This window comes from Bradyrhizobium sp. CB3481, from assembly GCF_029714305.1.
GTDB lineage: Bacteria > Pseudomonadota > Alphaproteobacteria > Rhizobiales > Xanthobacteraceae > Bradyrhizobium.
Genome location: NZ_CP121647.1, coordinates 5,964,230 through 5,986,409 on the forward strand (window position 1 = coordinate 5,964,230; position 22,180 = coordinate 5,986,409).

The following is a 22,180-nucleotide window of genomic DNA, read 5'->3' on the forward strand; positions in this document are numbered from 1 at the left end:
CCTTGCCGGCCTAGCCCGCTGACGCGAAGCGGATGGTGGCGGGCAACTTCGCCGCTTTGGGTTACTTCCGAAGTTGGGCCTCGTGACAGAGGTGTCCGCTCCACACTTCGAGGGGAGATCGTCAGGCGACAACAACGGCAGGTCCAAAAAAATGGCCAGAAGCGGGCTCGCCATCTTACCGACTGTCTGACGCACTGGAACGAAGAGGCAGGTTATGCACACTCGTGCCTGCCACGAGAATTCCAGCGCTTGCGATCCAGAGCCAATAACCGCTTCCGTATGAAATAATCTCCAACTCACCGAACTTATCACTGAGAGGCACGGTAGCTACTCCCAGAAACGTCAGCATCAGTCCCAACGCAAGGAAGGCAGAAATCAACGCAGCGGATCGCTTGTCGGCAAGATACAAGAACCAAGCGGCTACAATGATTGGGTTGGCAAGCCAGGCTGCATAGCCAGCATTGGGAAGCACCTCTTCGTGAAAACTAGCGACCATGGCGATGGAAGAGAAAGCGCAGATCAAGGCGGCAAGGTACCATCTTGCGCAGGCGCACAACCATCCTGCGAGTATTAGGACGAAAAGCGGCGGGTGAAGCCAACTGCCTAGCACCCCACCCCATCCTATAAGCAATATGCCAAGACCGGGCTCGCTTCTTCTCTGCCCCACAACGTAGCAACATTCGGTTACAAATGCCGTTTGGGTAAGACAAGCGATGAACATAGTTGCACTTGCGACCAGCACGGCAGTACGCCAAGTCCTCAAGTTGCGGTCGCCATGAAGCACGAAGAGAATGTTTAGTGCGCTGCTCACGCCCGAATGACCTATCTGAATGAAGCACGACCGTGGGCATCATAGCCCATAGACCGGCTTCGGATTTTGCAGATTCTTAGGAGAATTTGCGTGCCCAAGTCAGCTTCGGGATCACAAGCCGACCTGGGCGGCGGCGGCGGCGCTTAAGAACTCAGCTTTGGGCCAAAAAGCGGACTGCCTCTTGATCTAACATGCAACATTTGGTTGTGTTGCGCGCGCAGTTTGATCTCTGCGCTTCAACGGGAGTCTCTCGTAGAGCCATGCGGGTTTTTTGGATTGGAGTTGGAACACTCACCGCGCTGACCTTCGTCTTCATTCCCTACATCGCGAGCGAGCGCTGCAAGGACCGGTGGGCGCGCTTTAATCTTGAAGGGATTTGGAATTATGAGACGGGATGTTCGGTAAAGATTAGCGGCGCCCTCGTGAGGGAGGAATACGTCAGCTTTGATCCGAGAAAATCGGCGAACCCGCCAAGCAAGGACTTCGCAAAGCCGCTTGATCCACATGCGCCGAAGCAGACCCTGACGCGTCCCGACTGGGTGATTCTTGGGCCGGACGATGTTGCTTCCCGGAAGAGCGGGCGTTAGGGCTGCAACGGGCCAGAAGCGCTCATTCCAGCACCCGAATTGAAAATGTACTCCGAAAATGTACTCCTAGGGGACCATTGCCGATCCGCCCGCTCTCGGGTACATGCGACCTGCAACCTACGGGAGCCTCTTATGGCGTTCGGCAAGCTTCAGTGCATGCTTTGCGGAAAGGAAAAGTCGGACCCTGAGGCCCACCCGCATCGAGATTTTTATCTGTGCTGGGATTGTTCAACGTTCTGGTTTGGTGACTACCTGCGTCGCCTGAGGATACGGATGCTCAGTCTTCTCCCATGGAAACGGGAATAGACTTTTGCGATTTGCTCCATGTCCGAGTTGGGTCCAAAATCAGACGTCTCGACCTACGCTGCTCCAAGACTGCTCTACCCCGGTAAGCGGGCCTCTGTGGCTCGACCGGTCATGACGGCTAAGGGGTCATTTGCGGTCATCGGCCGGGGACGCAGCGAAGTCCGCTTCACTCGCCGGTGAAGCGCTTTGCCAAGAGGTGCCGCCGCCCAAGCAAGTCCGCCGGCCGACGTATCGTTCAGGCGGCGCGGCGCCCCGCGACCTCAAATCGGGGCCGCATCGGTTTGGCGTTCCAATGCTTTTTCAATGGCCAGTTCGGCATCCAAAACGGCATCAGCGCGTGTAAGCGCGATGCCAGTCCGCATTCTGGCAGCATCAACGAAAGCGGTCCATTTCCAGCCACATGAATTCGTCGTTTGAATGACTTCAAACTGAACCCCTTTGTGTTCCATCGACGTCCCTCTTGAAGCTCAATTTCAACGCGAGGAAGATTGCCACTTTTTCCCGCGATCAAGGGCAAGTTGAAACGACTTAAGTTGATCGTTTGAGGGCAAAATGGAGGAAGCAATATGCCGTTAGTATTGTTGTGGGCTGTCCCGCCGTAATCGTCGTTCGCTGCGCGTCGATCATGCGGTTGACCGACTGACGCCCTCACCGCTGCGCTTGCTGACCAACGCCGAGGCCGCCGTCGGGCCACTCTGCGATAAAGCCCCTCGCCTTGTACGGCTCGATCTTGTCCCATTCATTGAGGACGCGGCGGCTGAATTCGGCGTCGGTGTGCCACAGCGCCCGCGGCGTCGCAAAACTGTCGACGGTGACCAGCATCTTCTCGACCTCGGGCCAGTGCCGATGCAGCGTCATCGGATAGCGTCGTGCGGTCCAGGTATTGCCGAGGCAGATTACGCTGCGGATATTGGCAAGCCCGAGCGCCTCCTCGAGGATCGGCAGCGAGAAGATCACGTTCTCGCCGGTGTTCATCGCGCGGTCCTCTCGAAGGATAATATCGGCGGGAACGCCGCGCGCGACCATCGCGCCGGCAATGATCTCGCATTCGGAGAGTTCCGAGCCCGGCGTGACGCCGCCGCTCACGATGGCCCAGCGAAAATATCCCTCGCGCCAGAGCCGGCAGGCTTCTTCCACGCGCACTTCGACATCCTTCCGCGTGCCGAACACGAACAAGAGATCGGCCGGCCGCAACGGCGTCTCGATCAGATGCTGTGCATTGATCGCCGCAATCTCGGCTTCGGTCGGCAATCGTGTCGTCGAACTGGTCATGGCAAGCTCGCCCAGGAGGAATGCCGCACAAGGTGCGGCGCCGTCCGGCGCTTTGCGAAATCACATTTCATTTCGTCTGATTGCGGGGGCGCGGCGGCAGCAACGTCTGCGGCAAATCATCGAAGCTGTAACGCCGCGGTTTGTTCCGCCAGATGAAGCCGCCCATCTGCCACCCGGCCAAGGCGGTAAATCCAAGCAGGAATAGCGCGGCGGCGAATTGACCCGTGGCGACAGCGCGCGCGAGCAATGCGACAACGGCGATCGCAACGAGCGCGAGCAACAGGCAGCCTCCGGCATAGGCGATCGGGCCGATGCCGCCGACCAGCGCGACATTGCCCCCTGCCGCCTTCAGGCGCTCATGCAGTTGTTCGATGAAGGCGCGAAAATCCCCGTCCTGCGGCACCATTAGCGCAATCGTCTGCCAGCTCGTGGAGAAAATCGCGAGGCTCTGGCCGCTCCTATGTTGCACATCGGCGCGAAAGCGGCGCGATTGCATCGATACCGGCCGATAGGACAGGCGTATGGCGGCGATATCGGAATAGGGCCACATCCCCGATCTTCCCCGCGCCTCCCACGACAGGCCTTGATCCGTCAATTCGAACGCGTGCGCCGATCCGACCAGCGATGCCCGGTGGGTATAGCGGGTGCCGGGCGAACTATCGCCCGCTGTGACCGGCTGTTTCGGTCGTGAAATGGACAAGTCAGAATCCCGGTATCGTTGCGCATGGCCCGCTTGCGCGGCGAGCCGGCTTTACCTTACAAGCGGAGCATGGCCGAGACGACCTATTTTCCGCACCGCCTGATCCTCGCCGGCGCGATTGTTTCCGGGGTGCTGCTGGCGCTCGCCGTACACATGCTGGGCGTGCGCTACGGCCTCGATCTCGGCGGCCTGTGGCGAAAAGATACCAGCGAGTTCATGCCGGCGGGCGCCGCGATCGCCTGGTGGTTGATCGCGACTGTCGGGTTTTCCGGCGGCTATTTCACTGCCAACCTGATGCACAGCGCGGCCTCGGGGCAAATTCCGCAGCGGATGCGGCAGTTCCTGATCGCGGTCGGCGTGCTGATCCTGGCCGGCGCCGGACAGGCCGCCTCGGCACCGAGCCCGATCCCGACCGTATCGGGCGTGCTGGCCGGCCTTGCGGCACTGTGCCTCGGCGCCGTGATGGCGTTCTGCGGTTCGCATTTCGCGCTGCGCAAGGCCTGAGAGAACAAGGCTTGCAGAAGCAAGCCTGCGGGAACTAGCTAGCTAGGGCGTGTACTCACAAAATGCGACGTCGGCTTCCGAGGGTAAGCAGATGTTTTGTGCCCGCTCTGAGAATTTCGCCTTATGACCCCGTGCAGACCTCACGGCTGTGCAGCCGCTATCGACCAGTATGCAATCGCCAAGGGGCCATATCTCTAGCAATCAATTCAAAGATTGCCTGTGACATAATCTCCTTGAAAGCCGCGCCCGCTGGCGGGGTTTCATTGCATACTGCTTCTAGCCGCAATTTTGAATTCCCTGCGGCCGAAGCAAATATCTCATTGAGCAGTCGAACGCAGTCGTCCCACTCAGCATCCGATGGCGGTTCATCGGCTCGAATGTGAATGAAACACGTCTGCGGGTCGGCGGCAGCGTAAATGCCTTTGATCCATGTGAATGCGGGCCAAATCAACTCGAACAATGCCAATTGTATGCCGGCTAATCTCTCACTCAGCGGATCATCTGATAGGTTGTTCATTCTAAAGAAGCTCAACGCACCAAGTGAAAGCAGTTCAGTTGAGAAAGCCGTCGAGGCCATCGAAGGTGCGTTCTGATACCGCCGATCCGCGCCCACTGACCAGCGGGATTAATACACGCCCTAGGCAACGACCCGCCGCGCCCGAGCTTTCGACAGCATGGTTTCCACCTCGGCTGCGGGACGCGGCGGGCTGAACAGATAGCCCTGCGCCTGCGTACAGCCCTCCTGGCGGAGCAGGTCGAACTGCTCGTCGGTCTCGACGCCTTCGGCCGTGGTGACGATGCCGAGGCTCTTGCCGAGCCCGGTCACGGCACGCACGATCGCCATCGAATCCTCGCGCGTGGCGAGCTCGGTGACGAACGAGCGGTCGATCTTGATCTTGTCGAACGGGAAGCTGCGCAGGTAGCTGAGCGAGGAATAGCCGGTTCCGAAGTCGTCGAGCGAAATCCGCACCCCGAAGGCGCGAAGCTCGTGCAGGACCGACAGCGTCGCCTCGCTGTTCTGCAGCAACACCGATTCGGTGATCTCGAGTTCCAGCCGGTGCGCCGGAAGCCCGGAGGCGCGCAGCGCCTCCTTCACCGTCGCGACCAGGTTGGGGTTTTTGAACTGCACCGGCGAAAGATTGACGGCGACGCCGACATGTTGCGACCAACTCGCCGCGTCCATGCAAGCCTGGCGCAGCACCCACTCGCCGATCGGCACGATCAGCCCGGTTTCCTCCGCCAGCGGAATGAAATTCGCCGGAGAGATCATGCCGCGCAGCGAATGATTCCACCGTGCCAGCGCCTCGAAAGCGACGACGACATCCTTGGCGACGTCGCGGATCGGCTGGTAATAGACTTCGAATTCCTTGCGGTGAAGCGCGGCGCGCAAATCGAGCTCCAGGAGCCGCCGGGCCTGCGCGCGGGCGTCCATCCCGGTCTCGAAGAAGCGATAGGTGCCGCGGCCGTCTTCCTTGGCGCGGTAGAGCGCAAGATCGGCCTTCTTGAGCAGCTCGTCGGGATTCTTGCCGTCCTCCGGGGCGAGCGAGATACCGATGCTGACGCCGATGACGAGCTGATGGCCGGCAACCTCGTAAGGCGCTGAAACCTGCTCCACCACATGGCTGGCAAGCAAGGAGACCGCCGACGGATCACAGTCGCTGCAGAACTGCACGATCGCGAATTCGTCGCCGCCGAGCCGCGCCACGGTGTCGTTCTCGGCGATGCATCCGCTTAAGCGGCGCGCGACTTCCTTCAGAAGGGCGTCGCCGACCGGATGGCCGAGCGAATCGTTGATCGCCTTGAAGTGGTCTAGATCGAGACAGAGCACGGCAAGCTGGTCGTTGCGCCTGGCCAGCCGCAGCGCCTTTTCGAGCTGCTCGCGGAACAGCGTGCGGTTTGGCAGATTGGTCAGCGCGTCATGGCGCGCCATATGCGAGATCTGTTCCTGGGCAGCCTGCCATTCGGTGATGTCCTCGAAGGTTGCGACCCAGCCGCCGCCCCGCATCGGCTGATCGACCACGCGAATCGAACGATCGTTGCGGGTAACCGTCCTCGTCACGCTCTCGCCGGCCTTGGCCGCAGCGATCACGCGGGCTACGAACTGATCGGGATCGCCATCCCAACGATTGAGCGCCTTCTGCTGCCGGAGCACGTCGAGCAGCAAACGCCCCTGCAGCGTCATGCCGGTTCGCCCCATCATTTCGGCATAGCGTTCGTTGTTCAGCAGGATCCGCCCATCCGCGTCGAACATGCAAAGTCCCTGCGACATGTTGTCGAGCGCGGTATCGAGCAGGACCTTCTGGCTATGCAGTTCGCCCTTGGCGCGGCGGTCGATCATCGCCGCCAGCAGCGACAGGCCGAGGATGGCGAAGGCCGCGACCGCGGTCAGGAACGAAAGCGCGGTCGGGGAAATCGACAGCCCGTCGCTGCCGAGCGTCGGGTTGGGAATGAGCGTGACGGCGCCCATCGCCGTGAAATGGTGCGAGACGATGGCGACTGTCAGCAAGCCGGTCGCCGCGATGGTGTGGATGGGATTGTCGCAGCGCGCGGCGACCAGAAGCGCGAGGCCTGCGAACAGGCTGCCAAACACGATTGAGGCCACAACGATGCCGGTCGACCACACGATGAACGCGGGCAGCTCGAGCGCCGCCATGCCGGTATAGTGCATCGCCGCGACGCCGCCGCCGATGACGACGCCGCCCAGGGCGATCACCGTCCGGCGCGTGCTCGACAGCGCGACGCAAAGGCCCGCGGCGACAATGAGAATCGCGAAGACCAGCGACAGCAGCGTGACCGGTATGCTGTATCCGGCGCCGGCGCCGGGATCGTAAGCCAGCATCGCGACGAAATGAGTGGCCCAGATTCCGCAGCCGCCGACTGCCGCATCGAGCGCGATCCAGACCGCGCGCGACCGGCCGCGCGAAGCCCTGGCGCGATGAAAGAGGCTGATGGCGACGGCGCTGGCAAGCCAGCAGATGGTGCCGGCCAGCACGACCAGGCGCCAGTCATGTTCAGTGGTGAGGCAAGTCAGGACGCGGTACATTACAGACCCCCATGGCCTGTAACAGCATTCCCATTGGTATATTTGGCGTAACCTTCGCGGCCCAGTTGCAGGGATGGTGAATGAATACCCCACCCGGCGGCCCACGCCGGCCGCCGAGATCAATGTGCGGGAACGTCAACGAGCTTCGCTTCGAGCGAAGTATCCTTTCCGATCGGTTACCGCCGATCCGCCCCACCAGATCGCGGCGGCAGCCGCGAGCAATACGCCGGCCGAAATCCCCAGCGAGGCGTGCAGGCCGCCCATGAACGCACCGGAGCGGCCGACCAGTGAGCCGAACAAGGCGACGCCAAGCACGCTGCCGGTTTGCCTGGTCGCGTTGAGCACGCCTGCGGCCACGCCCGAACGCGATTTTTCCACGCTGCCGAGCAGCGTCGATGTCAATGGCGGCACCAGCAATCCGAGACCGGTGCTCAGCGCGATCAATTGCAGGCAGATCAACCAGTAGCTGGTGCCGGCCTCGATTCCGAGCATCGCAAGACATCCGGCTGCCGAGAGCAGCGCACCGACCGCAATCGTGGCCGGCGCACCGATACGTTCGGCCAGCCGCGGGGCGATCAGATTGACCGGCAGCACCGCGCCCATCATCGGCACAAACGCGAGCCCGGTCATGAATACCGACAATCCGTTGATCTGCTGAAAGTAGAGACTGAGCACGAAGATCAATCCGTAGATCGCGACATTGACCAGCAGGCCGATCAGCGATGTCAGAGCAAACATCCGGTTTCTGAATAATGCGAGCGGCAGCATCGGTTGCGCCGCTCGCGCTTCGCGCCATACGAACAGGGCCGCAAAGGCCGCAGCCACGGCGAAACCTGCGATCACGAGCGAATGATTCCAGCCCAATGAGCCGGCCTCGATGATCGCGCCGGCGAGCGAGCCGAGCGCCACGATCGCGGCGATCTGGCCAGGCAAGTCGATCTCGCGTTCCGCCGTTCGCGTCGTCTCGTCGGCAAAACGCCAGGCGAGGTACAGGCCGGCAAGGCCGATCGGCAGATTGACGAGGAAGATTGAGCGCCAGCCGACCAGCGCGATCAGCGCGCCGCCGACGAACGGACCGGCCGTTAGCGCAAGGCTGGCGCCCGCGGCCCAGATGCCGACGGCGCGCCCGCGCGCCTTTTCTTCCCCATAGGCATGGCTGAGCAGCGCCAGTGAATTCGGCACCAGAATGGCCGCGGCCAATCCCTGAACGCAGCGCGCCAGGATCAGCACCGTGGCATTGGGCGCCAGCGCGCAGGCCACCGAGGCCGCCGTGAACATGGCAAAGCCCGCCATGAACACCCGCTTGGCGCCGATCCGATCGCCGAGCGCGCCGGCCGTCAATATGAAAGCCGCAAAGGCGATGGTGTAGGCGCTCACCACCCATTGCAGTTCGGTAACGCCCCCGCCGAGCGAAATGCCGATGGCATTGAGGGCGGTATTGACGATGGTGACGTCGAGCTGAACGACGCCATAGCCGAGACTCATCGCGGCGAGCGTCAGCGACGCTGCGAACCTGCTCGCCATCGGCGCGGCCTCGGAACGGGTCGACGCTCCGCCCGCCGGAACCGGTCTCAATCCGGAAGATAGGTTTGTCATGGCTTCACCCTTCAGGGGGCAACGCCGTTAATTTGGTGTCCGTTTCAACAAAACACTTCGTCAAAGCTCGAAGTGTGGGTGCAGCCGGCCGCTGGCGCGAAAAAGCCGCGCAGGGAAGAGGCCCTCGCGCGGCTTTTTGTCTCAACGCGGGCGAGCGATCAGCTTGCGGCGCGCAGGTTGACCTTGCCCTCGGCCAGCGAGGTCAGCTTCTTGTCGACCGTCTTTTCCTCATCGAGCGTCTGCTGCAGGATGGCGGCGCAGTCGTTGCGCCCGAGCTGCCGCGCCCATGCGATCAGGCTGCCGTAGCGGGTGATTTCATAGTGCTCGGCGGCTTGCGCTGCATTGATCAACGCAGCATCCAGCACATCCTTGTCCGCGATCTCGCCGGCCACATCGTCGGCTTCCTCGATGATGCCGTCGATCGCCGGGCAATCGACCGCCTTCGCCTGGGCGCCGTGCATGCGAAAGATTTCTTCGAGACGCTGCACATGCGTCTTGGTTTCATCGAGATGGCTCAAAAAGCCCTGCTTCAGCTGCTTGTCGGTAGCCTTTTCCGCCATTTTCGGCAGCGCTTTCACAAGTTGTTTCTCGGCGTAATAGATGTCCTGCAACTGATGGACGAACAGGTCGTTCATCGTCTTGATGTCTTTGGTGAAGAGTCCCATTGCCATGATCCTTTGTTGGGGGAACACGCAAGGCGCAGCTGTCCTGCCCGGCACGGCGCGCTCGCTGTTCGATGCTGATCAGAAACTAACCGGCCCCCGAAAAGGATGTTCCTAAGGCCTCGAAAACGCCGCGATGGAACGAGCGGGAAACTGCGGCAAAAACGGCCCGCGGAACGGACCTCCTTGCGACTCAAAATCGTTAACGTGGCGACATATGTGGGGCGTATGACAAAGGCGTCGAACGAAGCCAAAAGCCATGTTTGTCAAGGGCTGCACAAGGGCCCGATTTTGGCTTATGGATTTCGCGCACGGTGCCTCTGACCGTCGACTGTCGCTTGCGTGACAGGCCCATCTCTATGTTTTGCCGCCCCGCCGGGAGGATGAATGCATCGGCTGCTGACCGCGCTCCGGCGTGGCTTCAAGGAGAAGATTGGCTGGAAACGGCTGGGAATCGCCGCGAGTCTTCTCATCATAGCGCTTGCGATCACCCATCTGGTGCGCACCCTCAAGGGGGTCGACACCGGGGTTATTCTCACGGCCCTGACCGACATCGCCCCGCATCGCATCGCGCTGGCGGCGCTGTGCGTGGTCGGCGCATTTTGCACACTGACCCTTTATGATTTCTTCGCGCTGCGAACCATTGGCAAGAACCACGTTCCCTATCGCATCGCGGCGATGTCGAGCTTCACCAGCTACACCATCGGTCACAACATCGGTGCCACCGTCTTTACCGGCGGCGCGATCCGGTTCCGGATCTATTCGGACTACGGCCTGACCGCGATCGACGTCGCCAAAATCTGCTTTCTGTCGGGGCTGACCTTCTGGCTCGGCAATCTGTTCGTGCTCGGTATCGGCATGGCCTGGCACCCCGAGGCTGCATCGGCGATGGACTTGCTGCCGTCAGCCATGAACCGCTTGATTGCCCTTGGCTGCCTCGCCGGCATCGGCGCCTATTTCGTTTGGCTGCTCACGGGCGAAGGGCGGCGCGAGCTCGGGCAGAACGGCTGGAAGGTCGTGCTGCCCTCCGCCCGATTGACGCTGCTGCAGGTCCTGATCGGCGTGGTCGATCTCGGCTTCTGCGCCCTCGCCATGTATCTGTTGATGCCGATGACGCCGTATATCGACTTCGTGTCGCTGGCGGTGGTCTTCATCCTCGCAACCCTGCTCGGCTTTGCCAGCCACGCGCCCGGCAGCATCGGCGTATTCGACGCCGCGATGCTGGTGGCGCTGCCGCAGTTCGGCAGGGAAGAGTTGCTGGCGACACTGGTCGTATTCCGGATCCTGTACTTCCTGATCCCGTTCGGCATCTCGATTTCGATCATGGGAGCGCGCGAAGTCTGGCTCAGTCTGATACAACCCTGGCAGGAACGCCGCCGGCTCGCCCAGGCCTGTACCGCCAAGGCTCGGGTGCGGCAGATGATCAAAGGCCGGCAGCCGTGAGCCGGTAACGGCGTCGTTATCTGCGGCGGCTGGTCTTTTGTGGCGAAGCTGCCTCATTCTCTTATTTCTGCCTTACCGCTAACGTCAAACGGCGCCATGGCTGGAATTTTCTCTACTTTGATGCTGTCGGCTGCGCTGATTGCCGGCGCGCTATCAGGCGCGTTCACGTCCGCGGCGCAAGCCCAGACCGCCGGCGGCTACGGGCCGCTGCAGATTTCCTGGGAAGTGCGCAACCGCTTCCGCCTGTTCCGCGAGGAGCGGGATTTCCTGCTGCACGCCGAGACCGGGCGCGGCCGCAGCGTGCTGGCTTCCGAGCAGGCATTGGCGATTCAGAGCGACGGCCGCGGCTGGGCGCGCAACACCGTGAACCGCCTCTGCATCGATCTCGCCGGCCGCGTCAGCGAGCCCTGCACGCGCGACAACGTCAAGGAAAGCTACCTGACACCGATCGATCATCCTGTCGTGATCCGCCTGACCGGACCCGTGCCGGTCGGCGCGACCTGCGCGTGGACGGTCGATGATGGCGACGGCCCGCAGACGTCCGCCTTCGACTGCGCCGAGCCGGTCAACCTCCGCGTCCGTTACGGCCGCACCACGGTGGTGACCGCCGACGTATCGAGCTCGGAAGGCAGCCAGCGCGTCTTCACCGAGATCGCGGTGCGCGACATCTTCATTGCCGGCCTCGGCGACAGCATCGCTTCCGGCGAAGGCAATCCGGACCGGCCGGTGGCGCTCGCCGATGAAGGCTTTTGCTTCCGCTCCTATCTCGGAACGGCGGCTGCGCAATATTATCGGCCGAGCCGCGCGGGCTATAAGGGCGGACGCGCCTGCGAGGCGCCCGATTCGCTCGCAGTCTGGCAACGGCAAAGCGCGCTCTGGTTCAACCCGGCCTGTCACCGCTCGCTCTACAGCTACCAGACGCGCACGGCGCTGGCGCTCGCCATCCGATATCCGCACATCGCCGTGACCTATCTGCCGCTGGCCTGCACCGGCGCCACCATCGCCGATGGCCTGTTCGGCTCGCAGCGCGCCCGCGACTGCCTGCCGTCGAAATCCGGCAGCGGCGCGTGCCAGGGCACGGTCAACGGGCAACTCGCCGAGCTGCGTGAAGCCGTTGGCGCCGCAAAACGCCGGCAAGCGGATCGCCAGCTCGATCTGGTGCTGCTGTCGATCGGCGCCAACGACATCTATTTTTCAGGCCTCGTCGCCGACGTCATCGTGGATACCGCGACCGAGCGCACGCTGTTCCGGCGCAGCGGCGTGATGGCCTCTGTGGACGATGCACGCAGTGCGATGGCGCGGGACCTGCCGCAGGGCTTTGCCAAGCTTCGCGAGGCGCTCAAGCCCCTTGTCGGCGGCGACCTGTCACGGGTCGTCTACACTGCCTACGCCAATCCGACGCTGGCCAATGGCGGCGCGCCCTGCCCGGGCGGACGCGCCGGCTTCGACATTCATCCCTCCTTCAACGCGCAGCCGCAGCGCCTCGCCGCCGTCTCCAGTTTCGTCGAAAACGAATTCCTGCCGCAGCTGCGGGCGTTGGCGCTTTGCGAGGGCGGCATCCTGTGCCGCAATCCGCGCGCCGACCGCATGACCTTCGTCGACGGCCACCAGATGGCCTTTGCCAACCACGGCTTCTGCGCGCGCGCCGAAAACGATCCCGAATTCGACCGGCAGTGCTTCTCGGCGAGGGGCGACAGTTTCGATTCCGATATCGTCACGGCCGCGAGCCAGCCGATGCTGTGCGGCCGCAGCGCCGGCGAGTATCGCGCCTATCTGCCGCGCGCCCGCTGGATCCGCGATGCCAATGACAGCTACTTCGCCGCGATGACCTATCCGCAGGGCCTGCCGACGTCGCAGCAGCCGTCCGATATCCATGACGCGACCTGGGGCGTGCTGTCGGCAGTCTATGGCGGCGCGGTGCATCCGAGCGCCGAGGGCCACGCCGCGATGGCTGACGCCGCGGTGCCGGCCGCCGCCGCCGTGCTGCAGCTCGATGCGGCCGTGCCTGAAGTCACCTCGCAGCCGGCTGCGCCGATCCCGGTGGCGCCGGACGTGCCGCGGCCACCCGGCAGAACCGGACTCAATTAGCGCGCGGGCGCCGGCGCAGCAGGTGCTGGCGCCGGGGTGACAGCCTTCTTGACCGCAGGCGTCTTCGCCGGAACCGTGGGCGGCTTCATCGCCGCGGCATGCGCCGGCAGATATTTTGCGATGATCGCGGGATCGACCTGGGCTAGCTCCGTGTCCGGCAATCGCGTCCAGACCTCATCCCTGCCGAGCAGCGAGATGCCGAGATAGCCGCGCATCGTCAACGTCTGTCCATCGGCACTGAGCGTCATCTTGGCCTTGTAGATCTTGCCATCGCGCGGATCGAGCACGTTGCCGTTCTCGTATTTCAATCCGTCGCGCTTCATGTCGCGGATGAAGGACATCCCGAGCCAGGACGCATCCTTCCGATCGTCGGTGCATTTCGCGCAGGTCGGATTCGGCGGATCGCCGGGCTCGAGAAACAGCTTGGCAAACACGCCCTCATAGGCGCCGTTGCGATCGACCACCAGGAACCAGCCGACCGGCTTGCCCTTCTCGACCTTCTGCCACAACCCGGCCGCGGAAGGTTCCACGGGCTGCGCGGCCAGTTCGCTGGCAAACGCGAGCCCAAACACGATCGGAAGTATCAGTTGAAATCCGGCCAGCTTGCGCATCGTCATCACCTGATCAAACCCTCTAAATGAATGGGCGCAGACTAAGGCCATTTCGCGGACGGTTCCAGCGACGATTGCCGGGTGTTCCCGGCGCGCGCCCGCGAGGCGAACTGTCTTGTTTTGGGATTCAGTTGACGCCGAGCTTCTTCTGCAGGCTCGACGACGACGTGGTGTATTGGAACACCAGCCGCTTCTCCGGATAGACGTAGCGGTGCGCCTTCTGCGCCATCAGCGCGCCCTCGTGGAAGCCGGACAGGATCAGCTTGAGCTTGCCGGGATAGGTGTTGATGTCGCCGATCGCGAAGATGCCGGGAATGTTGGTTTCGAACGCGGCGGTGTCGACCGGCACCAGATTGTTCTCCAGCGCGACGCCCCAGTTCGCGACCGGGCCGAGCTTCATGGTCAGTCCGAAGAACGGCAGCATCGTATCGCACTCGATCTTCGAGATCGCGTTATCGTTGCCCTTCATCACGGCTGCAGAGAGCTTGCCGCCCTCGCCTTCGAGCGCGGTAACCTGACCGATCTTCAGGTCCATCTTTCCACTAGCCACCAGCGCACGCATCTGCTCGACGCTGTGCGGCGCGGCGCGGAATTCGTCGCGCCGGTGCAGCAGTGTCACGCGCTTGGCAAGCGGATGCAGATTGAGCGTCCAGTCGAGCGCGGAATCGCCGCCGCCGACGATCAGGATGCTCTTGTCGCGGAACTGCTCCATCTTGCGCACGGCGTAGTGCACAGAGGCGCCTTCATAGGCCTCGATGCCGGGCACCGGCGGCCGCTTCGGCTGGAACGAACCGCCGCCCGCGGAAATCACCACCACCTTGCACTCGAACACCTTGCCCGCATCGGTCGTTACGCGAAAGGCGGGATCGCCGATCTTCTCGATCGTCTCCACCATCTCGTTGAGATGGAAGGCCGGATGAAACGGCTTGATCTGCTCGAGCAGCGCGTCGGTAAGACCTTGGCCGGTGACGAAGGGAATGCCGGGAATGTCGTAGATCGGCTTTTCCGGATAGAGCTCGGCACACTGGCCGCCGATCTTGTCGAGGATGTCGACCACATGCGCCTTCATGTCGAGCAGGCCCAGTTCGAAAACGGCGAACAGGCCGCACGGACCCGCGCCAATAATCAGCACATCGGTTTTGATCGCTTCGCTCATGTCAGCTTCTTTTCGGTTGAACCTGTCGGGAAAGCCGCACCTGTCTAGCCAACCCGGCGGCATCAGGAAAGCCATAATATAGTGCTCGCTGCGGCGGCAAACCCTTGCCGCCGCTCGACAAGTCGGCTGTAAGGGAGCGAGTTTTTTGGAGATGGCCCCGTGAACGCCCCCTTGCGTCCCGACGTGACCCCGCGTCTGGAGGATTATCCCTATCGCCTGTCGGACAATGTGAGATTTGCCGATCTCGATCCCAACCATCACGTCAACAACGCGGTGTATGCGACCTATTTCGAAACCGGCCGCGTGACACTGATGAAGGATCGCAGCTACGGGCTGATGCCGGACGGCTTTGCCTGGATCATGGTCCGGCTCGACATCCACTTCCGCGCCGAACTGCGCTGGCCCGGCACCATCGAACTGGGCCTCGGCGTCGTCAAATTCGGCCGCACCTCCGTCACCTTCGATCAGGTGGTGTTCTCCGAAGGCCAATGCGTCGCCTCGGCGCAATCGGTATCGGTGCTGCTCGATGAAGCCACGCGCAAGCCGACAGCACTGACGCCGGAGATCCTGGCAAACTTCCAGCGCTGGATTCGCCGCGGAGCCATACTGACATGACGTGGCAATGCTGACGCCGCCAGCGCCGGATCGCGCTGAAGTCGCTTTGGGACTTTAGGCCTGCCGTTCAGGCGTCGAGACCACGAGGCCGTCGAGGTCGTCGCTCACCTTGATCTGGCAGGACAGGCGGGAGTTCGGCCGCACGTCGAAACCGAAATCCAGCATGTCTTCTTCCATCGGCGTCGGCGAGCCGACCTTCTCGCGCCAGGCTTCCTCGACATAGACGTGGCAGGTCGCGCAGGCGCAGGCGCCACCGCATTCGGCTTCGATGCCGGGAATGGCGTTGCGGATCGCGGCTTCCATCACGGTCGCGCCGTTCTCGACTTCAATGGTTCGTTTTTCGCCCGTGTGGTCGACAAAGTGGATTTTGGCCATGATCGCTCGTGCTGCCGAATACGTGAGAGAGGTCCCGGCAGTCGTATAACGGGTCGGTCCACCCAGCGCCAGCGGTCGGGACGAAAAGGTGGGGCGGCATTTTACCGGGATTTTGGCCGATCCGGGGCGGCTGCCTGCTCAGGAACGGCGCAGAAACCCTTCGATCACGGCCCGTGCTTCCGCGACCGCCTCGCCAAGCCCTGCGAGCGCGGCCGATGGATCGGTGCCGCCGGCGATCGCCGCCTCCAGCCGCTCCGCGGCATCGGCAACGGCAAAAGCGCCGATCGCGCGGGCCGATCCCTTGAGCGTGTGCGCCAGCGCGCCTGCATCCGAGGGATGGACCATGAGCGCCTGGACCAGTCTTGCTGATTGGGCCGAGAACATCGTCAACACTTCCTGCTCGATCCCGGCATCGCCGAGCGTCATGCGTTGAAGGTGTTCGAAATCGATCGGCCCGCCGCCGGGCGCCAGCGGTGGCGATGGCATCCATTCTACCCGTTCGAGATGAAGCGGCATGGCAAGGGTCCGGCTCGCCCCTCCGCACTGATTCTTCGAGAGGCATAATCATCCACAAGCAACCATGCGGGGGTTAACGGAACGTTCTCAGAATCCGGCGCAATTTTGCCGCATTTTAGCCCGTAATCAGACGGGTTTTCCGTATCAGTTCCAAAAATCTGTGCATTTAGAAGAACTTATGGGACAGCGCTGAAGAGCGCTGTTAACGATGATTAAGAATGTATTAATCGCGGCCATTTCATTCGTATCGGTCAACCAATAGGATGTTGGCGGATGTGTGCGGACAAGCTGCGCCGATGGGTACGCTTGCATCGCAGGGGGTATGAATCCGGCTTCGAGCTTGCAGGGGGCTTCTTGCAAGAACGGCTGGACGCGTAGTTAAGACGCGTAGTTAAGAGGGCTCGGACTGACATGGCGAACAATCCGAAGAAGGTCAAAGATCCCACTGAAGTTGCGCTGTCTGCCATTCAGGAAGCGCTCAACATCAGCGACACCGCCGTTGACCCCAGCCGAAATTCGATCGGCGGCGAAATCGTCCCGCCAAGCATGCCCTCCGGCGCGCCCGCCTTTCCCGAAACCCCGTTCGATGCGCGCCCGAACGCGGACCGTCCGGTGTTCGATTCGATCGAGGAGCCGCGCAGCCCCCGTCGCGCCGCCAATGACGATCGCGAAACCATCGGACAGATTCTGCAGGCCATCCAGAAGAACCGCCCTGCCCGCAGCGTCTACACGCTCGCCAGCATCTTCGGCGGCGTCTGGATCGTCGGCTGCGCGCTGTTGACCGCGGCGTTCCTGCCCTCGTTGCAGGCGGCGATCGGACAAAGCGGCGGCGTGCTGGTCTTGGCCGGCCTTGCGTCGTTGTTCTTCGCGCCGGTGCTGCTGTTCTACTTCCTCGCCAGCCTCGCCTGGCGCGGCCAGGAAATGCGGATGATCGCGCAGTCGATGGCGCAGGTCGCCATCCGCTTCTCCGAGCCGGAAGGCGCAGCCGCCGATTCCATGGTGACCGTCGGCCAGGCGATCCGCCGCGAAGTCGCCGCGATGGGCGACGGCGTCGAGCGCGCCATCGCGCGCGCCGGCGAGCTGGAAACGCTGGTCGCGAATGAAGTCGCCGCGCTCGAGCGCGCCTATACTGATAACGAGGTGCGCATTCGCGCGCTGCTGCAGGACATCGCCCATCAGCGCGACAACCTAGTCGGCCAGGCCGAGCAGGTGCGCAGCGCCATTTCCGGGGTTCAGATCGACCTGCGCCACGACATCGCGCTGATCTCGGACGCGATCGCCTCGCGCGTCGACGAGGTCGCAAAAAGCATCACCGGCGCGCTGGAAGAGCGCGGCCAGCACATCACGAGCGCGCTCAGCCATGCCGGCGACAACATGATCCTCGCGCTCGGCGAGCGAGGCGGCGATCTGCTCGATCGCCTCGAGGAAGCCAGCGCCGAGACCACGCGCGCGGTGCTCGACGCTTCCGAGCGGCTGACCACCAGCCTCAACTTCAAAACCGGACACGTCCACGACGAGTTCGTCGATCTCGCCGATCGCGTCCACGAAATGCTGAACGAGCGCATCGACCGCATCACGAGCGAATTCGAGCAGCGCTCCTCGACCATCGTCGACGGCATCTCCGACCGCACCGAGCAGGTCCACGACTCCTTGAAGAACTCTTCGGACTCGCTCCTGCTCGAACTCGAGCTGCGCTCCGGCGATCTCGTCAACAAGATCGACGAGGCCGGCAACCGCCTCGCCAGCCGCATCCTCACCTCCGGCGACAAGGCGAGCGACGCGCTCGACGTGACCGTGAACACGCTGGTCGCCAAGGTGATCAGCCAGACCGAAAACGCGCATGACGGCCTCGCGCTGCAGATGAGCGCGTTCGACGAGTTGGTGAAGAACCAGGGCTCGGAGCTTGCGGAAAAATTCGCCCGCGACAGCGGCACGCTCGGCGCGCTGATCACGCGCCACATTTCGGAGTTCGACCGCACCGTCAAGACGTTCGGCGGCGAGATCGTCGAGCGCATGGGCGCGCGGACCCAGGAAATTGCCGACAGCCTGAAGAACTACGTCGACACGTTCGATACCCGCCTGACCTCGAACAGCGGCGAGATCACCGCTTCGCTCGATCAGCGGCTGCTGCAGTTCGAAACCACGCTCGGCAACCGGGTCGACCATCTCGACGCCTCGCTCGACACCAAGATCAGGCTGTTCGACGAAACCGTCGACGGCCGCCTGAAATCGCTGGAAACGACTTTCGACACCCGCGCCAAATCCGTCACCGAGACCATCGACGGCCGCATCAGCACGCTGACCGGCTCGCTGACCGACGGTGCCGCGCAGGCGATCCAGTCGATCGACCAGCGGCTCACCCTCCTCACCTCCTCGCTCACCGAGGGCACCGCGCAGGCGATTGCAGCGGTCGACCATCGCATTGCCAACGTCACCGAAACGCTCGACGGCCGCAGCGCTTATCTGACCGACACCATCCAGGCACGGTTCCAGGAAATCCATCAGGGCATCGAGACGCGCGTCGGCGACATCGCCAGCAGCATCGAGACTAAGGTCGGCGCTTTCGCCAGCGGTCTCGAAGGCCGCGTCGGCGACATTGCCAGCGGCCTCGAGACCCGGGTCGGCGGCATCGCCACCGATATCGATGCCCGCGTGGCGCAGTTCGAGGATCTGCTCGGTTCGCGCATCGAGGCGGTGGCGGGCCGCATCGAAAGCAGCGGCCGGCAGGCCAGCGAAGACATGATGTCGCGCGCCGAAATACTGTCGTCCACGATCAAGTCGCATGTCGAGGACGCCGAGCGTTCGCTGACCAACCTCGTGGTCAATACCAGCGAGACCATCCAGACCGGCGCGCGCACCGCGCAGCAGGCGCTGCTGACGGTCTCCTCCGATGTCGGCGCGCAGCTGAAACTGACGTCGGCCGAAGTCGAGGCCGCGCTCGTCGCGGTCGGGACGACTGCGGCGAGCTCGATCCTGACCAGCAGCCGCGACGCCCAGACCACGCTGGTGTCGGCCTCATCAGAGGCGGCCGCGCAGGTCAAGTCGCTGGCCGCCGACGTCGAACGCACCCTCTCCGCGGCCGGCGATGCCACAGCTGCGTCGGTTCTCGCCGGTGCGCGCGAAGCGCAGACCACGCTGGTGACGGCGTCCGCCGATGCGGCAAACCACGTCAAGTCGCTCGCCTCCGATGTCGAGCGTTCGCTGTCGATCGCCGGCACCGCGACCGCCGAAGCCGTCACGGCAGGCGCCCGCGCCGCACAGAGCACGCTGGTCGCCGCCTCCACGGAAGCCGCCGATCAGGTCAAGTCGCTCGCAGCCGACGTGCAGCGGTCGCTGTCGATGGCCGGCAATGCCACCGCCGAGGCGATCACGGCGAGCGCCCGCGAGGCCCAAAGCACCCTGATGAGCGTGTCGGCCGAGGCGTCGAACCAGGTCAAGTCGCTTACCGCCGACGTCGAGCGGTCGCTGTCGATGGCCGGCAATGCCACCGCCGAGTCGATCACGACGGGGGCGCGCGAGGCGCAGAACACGCTGATCACGGCCTCGTCCGAAGCCGCCAACCACGTCAAGTCGCTGGCGATCGACGTCGAGCGCACGCTGACCGCCGTCGGCTCCGAAACCGCCGCCACCCTCCTCACCACCGCGCGCGAAGCGCACAGCTCGCTCGCCACGACCTCGGCCGACGCCGCCAGCCAGATCAAGGCGATCGCCGCCGATATGGAGCGCTCGCTCGGCGTCGTCACCGCGACCACGACCGACACGATTCAGACCACCGCGCAGAACGCGCAGGGCGCGCTGGTCGCCGTGACCAACGAGGTCACATCCAAGGTCAAGTCGACCACGGCCGATATCGAACGTTCGGTGCTCGCCGCCACCAGCAATTTCGGCTCGACGATGACCGGCAAGACCGACGAGATCGTCACCTATGTTCAGCAGCAGACCGACCGCTTGGCGCAGATCGTGGACAGCCGCCGCGGCTCGCTGGTCGAGGCGCTCGGCAGCAAGACCACCCAGCTGACGACCGATATCGACCGTGTCACCGCCGACGCCCTGAAGTCGATCGAGACCCGCGGCCAGGCGTTCTCGCAATCGATGGCGACGCACGGCTCAGAAGTCGCGCGCACGATCACTTCTGCGGGCGACCTCGCCACCGGCGCGGTAGCCAAATCGCTGAAGGACCTCGAGCAGGCCTCGCGCTCGGCCATCGACCAGTCGCGCCAGGTATCGATCGCCGCCGTCACCGAGATGCAGGAGACCAGCAAGATTCTGCGCACGGACACGGTGGCCCTGTTCGAGCGGCTCCGTGAAGGCAACATCCTGCTGCAGGAAGTGCTGACCGGCGCGCACGACAACCTCAACTCGCTGGAGCGCGCGCTGGTGACCCGCGTCGCCGACTTCGTCTCCGCCATGAACGACGTCACTGCCCGCAACGGCGTTGCCACGCAGACGCTGGAAGACCAGCTCAGCGTCTTCAACAACAAGACCTCGAAGGCGCTGGAAAATCTCGGCTCGCTGTCGAGCGAGTTCGAGAAGCACGGCAAGGCGCTGATCGACGCGGCCGGCGTGGTCGAACAGGCCAACCGCTCCACCACGGCTTCGGTCGCCGATCGCAAGTCGCAGCTCGAATCGCTCGTGACCACCATCGACCTGCGTACCACCGACCTCGACCAGCGCCTGTCGCGCTTCACCGGCCTGCTCGACGAATCGCTCGCCGCGGCCGAAGAGCGCGCCCGCGACATCGCACGCGTGGTCGCGGAAACCGCCGGTGCCGGATCGGCTGCGATCAGCCGCCAGTTCGAGGCGGTGCGCACCGCGGCCGAGAACGAGCGGCAGCAGACCCTCGATGCGATGAACGACCTGTACCAGCAGAGCACCCAGGAAACGGATGCGATGTTCAAGCAGTCGACCGAGAAGTTCGGCGAGATGGTGCAGGCCATGAAGCAGATGGCGGCCGAGATGCACAACGAGCTCGAGGCGACGCGCAACGAGCTGCGCCGTGGCGTGCTCGAAATGCCGCAGGAGGCCGCCGACAACACCGCGCAGATGCGCAAGGTGATCGTCGACCAGATAGAGGCACTTGCCGAGCTCAACCGGATCGTCGCCCATCACGGCCGCGGCCTCGACGTCGTGACCTCGGGCCGCGGCGCCGCGCAGCGTCAGGACGAGCCCGTGATGGCGGCCGCCAACGCCCGCAACGAGGTGCGCATGCGCGATGTCGGCAGTGCATCGACCCTGCCGCCGCCGGATCTCGGCATGCCGGCGCCGCGCCGCGCCGAAGCGCCGCCCGTCAGCCCGGTGAGCCAGGATTCCGGACGCGACGGATGGCTATCCGACCTGCTCCATCGCACCGATGCCGGCGCCGGGCAGCCTCCTCCGCGCGGCCGCGCACCGCAGCCCGCGGCCAATCCGCTGGAGTCGCTGTCGCTCGACATCGGCCGGCTGATGGACCGCAACCTCGCCGCCGAGATGTGGGATCGCTACCAGCGCGGCGAGAGCAAAGCGTTCACCAAGCGCCTCTACACGCCGGCGGGCCAGAAGGCGTTCGACGAAGTCTCGCGCAAGTACCGCGCCGATCGCAGCTTCAAGCAGACGGTCGACCGCTACATCGCGGAGTTCGAACGGCTGCTCGACGAAGTCGCGCGCGAGGACCGTGGACCGCAGGCGCTACGCGGCCACCTCACCTCCGAGACCGGCCTCGTCTACACCCTGCTCGCCCATGCGGCAGGCCGCCTGGGGTAACGCCCCGGATCGATTGCGGAAATGGAAAACGGAGGCAGCGATGCCTCCGTTTTTCTTTTAAGCGCGAAAGATATTCGGTGAACCGCCCCTCCGTAGAACCACGGTATTCGCGGCATCATGCAGGCCCGAATTTGCCGGATTCCGACATGTATCGCG

18 protein-coding genes are annotated in these 22,180 nt (G+C 63.5%); 6 read left to right on the top strand and 12 right to left on the bottom strand.

Annotated elements, in window-relative coordinates:
* Nucleotides 1–175: 175 nt before the first annotated feature.
* On the bottom strand, nt 176–811 hold the full coding sequence (locus QA643_RS29185) for a hypothetical protein (protein ID WP_283029111.1): 636 nt from the start codon (nt 809–811) through the stop codon (nt 176–178).
* A gap of 260 nt (nt 812–1,071) precedes the next feature.
* Here QA643_RS29185 and QA643_RS29190 point away from each other — a divergent pair, with 260 nt between their 5' ends.
* A complete protein-coding gene (locus QA643_RS29190) occupies nt 1,072–1,398 on the top strand; it encodes a hypothetical protein (protein WP_283029112.1) in 327 nt (108 codons plus the stop codon).
* Nucleotides 1,399–1,964: 566 nt separating this feature from the next.
* Here the strand turns inward: QA643_RS29190 and QA643_RS29195 are convergent.
* The 3 genes from QA643_RS29195 to QA643_RS29205 all read right to left on the bottom strand — a co-directional run bounded on the left by QA643_RS29195 (nt 1,965) and on the right by QA643_RS29205 (nt 3,676).
* Nucleotides 1,965–2,153 (bottom strand): hypothetical protein, encoded by a 189-nt coding sequence (locus tag QA643_RS29195; protein WP_283029113.1) that lies wholly within the window; start codon nt 2,151–2,153, stop codon nt 1,965–1,967.
* Between the two features lie 199 nt (nt 2,154–2,352).
* Nucleotides 2,353–2,976 (bottom strand): YdcF family protein, encoded by a 624-nt coding sequence (locus QA643_RS29200; protein WP_283029114.1) that lies wholly within the window; start codon nt 2,974–2,976, stop codon nt 2,353–2,355.
* A 67-nt stretch (nt 2,977–3,043) separates the two neighbouring features.
* Nucleotides 3,044–3,676 carry a hypothetical protein gene (locus tag QA643_RS29205; RefSeq protein ID WP_283029115.1) on the bottom strand — a complete coding sequence of 211 codons (633 nt, stop codon included), beginning with the start codon at nt 3,674–3,676 and terminating at the stop codon, nt 3,044–3,046.
* A 69-nt stretch (nt 3,677–3,745) separates the two neighbouring features.
* Here QA643_RS29205 and QA643_RS29210 point away from each other — a divergent pair, with 69 nt between their 5' ends.
* Nucleotides 3,746–4,180, top strand: coding sequence for a hypothetical protein (locus QA643_RS29210; protein WP_283029116.1), 435 nt, complete (start codon nt 3,746–3,748; stop codon nt 4,178–4,180).
* Nucleotides 4,181–4,337: 157 nt separating this feature from the next.
* On the opposite strand, the gene QA643_RS29215 is transcribed toward QA643_RS29210, so the two are convergent.
* From QA643_RS29215 to QA643_RS29230, 4 genes are all read right to left on the bottom strand, one after another.
* The gene (locus QA643_RS29215; RefSeq protein WP_283029117.1) at nt 4,338–4,757 is read right to left on the bottom strand and encodes a hypothetical protein; all 420 of its coding nucleotides are present in this window, start codon (nt 4,755–4,757) and stop codon (nt 4,338–4,340) included.
* A 60-nt stretch (nt 4,758–4,817) separates the two neighbouring features.
* Nucleotides 4,818–7,223, bottom strand: a complete 2,406-nt coding sequence (locus QA643_RS29220) for an EAL domain-containing protein (protein WP_283029118.1) — start codon at nt 7,221–7,223, stop codon at nt 4,818–4,820.
* 135 nt (nt 7,224–7,358) lie between these two features.
* Complete coding sequence (locus QA643_RS29225) at nt 7,359–8,747, bottom strand: MFS transporter (RefSeq protein ID WP_283029119.1); 1,389 nt, start codon at nt 8,745–8,747, stop codon at nt 7,359–7,361.
* 230 nt (nt 8,748–8,977) lie between these two features.
* Entirely contained in the window at nt 8,978–9,484 is a 507-nt protein-coding gene (locus QA643_RS29230) for a ferritin-like domain-containing protein (protein WP_283029120.1), read from the bottom strand.
* 384 nt (nt 9,485–9,868) lie between these two features.
* Here QA643_RS29230 and QA643_RS29235 point away from each other — a divergent pair, with 384 nt between their 5' ends.
* Both QA643_RS29235 and QA643_RS29240 read left to right on the top strand, forming a co-directional pair.
* Nucleotides 9,869–10,924 (top strand): YbhN family protein, encoded by a 1,056-nt coding sequence (locus QA643_RS29235; protein ID WP_283029122.1) that lies wholly within the window; start codon nt 9,869–9,871, stop codon nt 10,922–10,924.
* Between the two features lie 96 nt (nt 10,925–11,020).
* Complete coding sequence (locus tag QA643_RS29240; RefSeq protein ID WP_283029123.1) at nt 11,021–13,012, top strand: hypothetical protein; 1,992 nt, start codon at nt 11,021–11,023, stop codon at nt 13,010–13,012.
* Here the strand turns inward: QA643_RS29240 and QA643_RS29245 are convergent.
* Nucleotides 13,009–13,623 carry a DUF2147 domain-containing protein gene (locus tag QA643_RS29245; protein ID WP_283029124.1) on the bottom strand — a complete coding sequence of 205 codons (615 nt, stop codon included), beginning with the start codon at nt 13,621–13,623 and terminating at the stop codon, nt 13,009–13,011. The two genes, QA643_RS29240 and QA643_RS29245, sit on opposite strands and share 4 nt — an antisense overlap.
* A 127-nt stretch (nt 13,624–13,750) precedes the next feature.
* Nucleotides 13,751–14,779 (bottom strand): NAD(P)/FAD-dependent oxidoreductase, encoded by a 1,029-nt coding sequence (locus tag QA643_RS29250; protein ID WP_283029125.1) that lies wholly within the window; start codon nt 14,777–14,779, stop codon nt 13,751–13,753.
* Between the two features lie 159 nt (nt 14,780–14,938).
* Here QA643_RS29250 and QA643_RS29255 point away from each other — a divergent pair, with 159 nt between their 5' ends.
* Complete coding sequence (locus QA643_RS29255) at nt 14,939–15,394, top strand: acyl-CoA thioesterase (protein WP_283029126.1); 456 nt, start codon at nt 14,939–14,941, stop codon at nt 15,392–15,394.
* Between the two features lie 54 nt (nt 15,395–15,448).
* Here QA643_RS29255 and QA643_RS29260 read toward each other — a convergent pair whose 3' ends face one another.
* Nucleotides 15,449–15,769, bottom strand: coding sequence for a 2Fe-2S iron-sulfur cluster-binding protein (locus tag QA643_RS29260; RefSeq protein WP_283029127.1), 321 nt, complete (start codon nt 15,767–15,769; stop codon nt 15,449–15,451).
* A gap of 138 nt (nt 15,770–15,907) precedes the next feature.
* On the bottom strand, nt 15,908–16,285 hold the full coding sequence (locus QA643_RS29265; protein ID WP_283029128.1) for an Hpt domain-containing protein: 378 nt from the start codon (nt 16,283–16,285) through the stop codon (nt 15,908–15,910).
* Between the two features lie 411 nt (nt 16,286–16,696).
* Between QA643_RS29265 and QA643_RS29270 the strand changes: the two genes are divergently transcribed.
* Nucleotides 16,697–22,024, top strand: coding sequence for a negative regulator of septation ring formation (locus QA643_RS29270; protein WP_283029129.1), 5,328 nt, complete (start codon nt 16,697–16,699; stop codon nt 22,022–22,024).
* Nucleotides 22,025–22,180 lie beyond the last annotated feature (156 nt).

Bases quoted from the DNA above. Each gene is read 5' to 3' on its own strand.
- QA643_RS29190 (WP_283029112.1), top strand. From the start codon at position 1,072: ATGCGGGTTTTTTGGATTGGAGTTGGAACACTCACCGCGCTGACCTTC.
- QA643_RS29195 (WP_283029113.1), bottom strand. From the start codon at position 2,153: ATGGAACACAAAGGGGTTCAGTTTGAAGTCATTCAAACGACGAATTCA.
- QA643_RS29200 (WP_283029114.1), bottom strand. From the start codon at position 2,976: ATGACCAGTTCGACGACACGATTGCCGACCGAAGCCGAGATTGCGGCG.
- QA643_RS29210 (WP_283029116.1), top strand. From the start codon at position 3,746: ATGGCCGAGACGACCTATTTTCCGCACCGCCTGATCCTCGCCGGCGCG.
- QA643_RS29215 (WP_283029117.1), bottom strand. From the start codon at position 4,757: ATGGCCTCGACGGCTTTCTCAACTGAACTGCTTTCACTTGGTGCGTTG.
- QA643_RS29220 (WP_283029118.1), bottom strand. From the start codon at position 7,223: ATGTACCGCGTCCTGACTTGCCTCACCACTGAACATGACTGGCGCCTG.
- QA643_RS29225 (WP_283029119.1), bottom strand. From the start codon at position 8,747: ATGGCGAGCAGGTTCGCAGCGTCGCTGACGCTCGCCGCGATGAGTCTC.
- QA643_RS29230 (WP_283029120.1), bottom strand. From the start codon at position 9,484: ATGGGACTCTTCACCAAAGACATCAAGACGATGAACGACCTGTTCGTC.
- QA643_RS29235 (WP_283029122.1), top strand. From the start codon at position 9,869: ATGCATCGGCTGCTGACCGCGCTCCGGCGTGGCTTCAAGGAGAAGATT.
- QA643_RS29240 (WP_283029123.1), top strand. From the start codon at position 11,021: ATGGCTGGAATTTTCTCTACTTTGATGCTGTCGGCTGCGCTGATTGCC.
- QA643_RS29245 (WP_283029124.1), bottom strand. From the start codon at position 13,623: ATGCGCAAGCTGGCCGGATTTCAACTGATACTTCCGATCGTGTTTGGG.
- QA643_RS29250 (WP_283029125.1), bottom strand. From the start codon at position 14,779: ATGAGCGAAGCGATCAAAACCGATGTGCTGATTATTGGCGCGGGTCCG.
- QA643_RS29260 (WP_283029127.1), bottom strand. From the start codon at position 15,769: ATGGCCAAAATCCACTTTGTCGACCACACGGGCGAAAAACGAACCATT.
- QA643_RS29265 (WP_283029128.1), bottom strand. From the start codon at position 16,285: ATGCCGCTTCATCTCGAACGGGTAGAATGGATGCCATCGCCACCGCTG.
- QA643_RS29270 (WP_283029129.1), top strand. From the start codon at position 16,697: ATGGCGAACAATCCGAAGAAGGTCAAAGATCCCACTGAAGTTGCGCTG.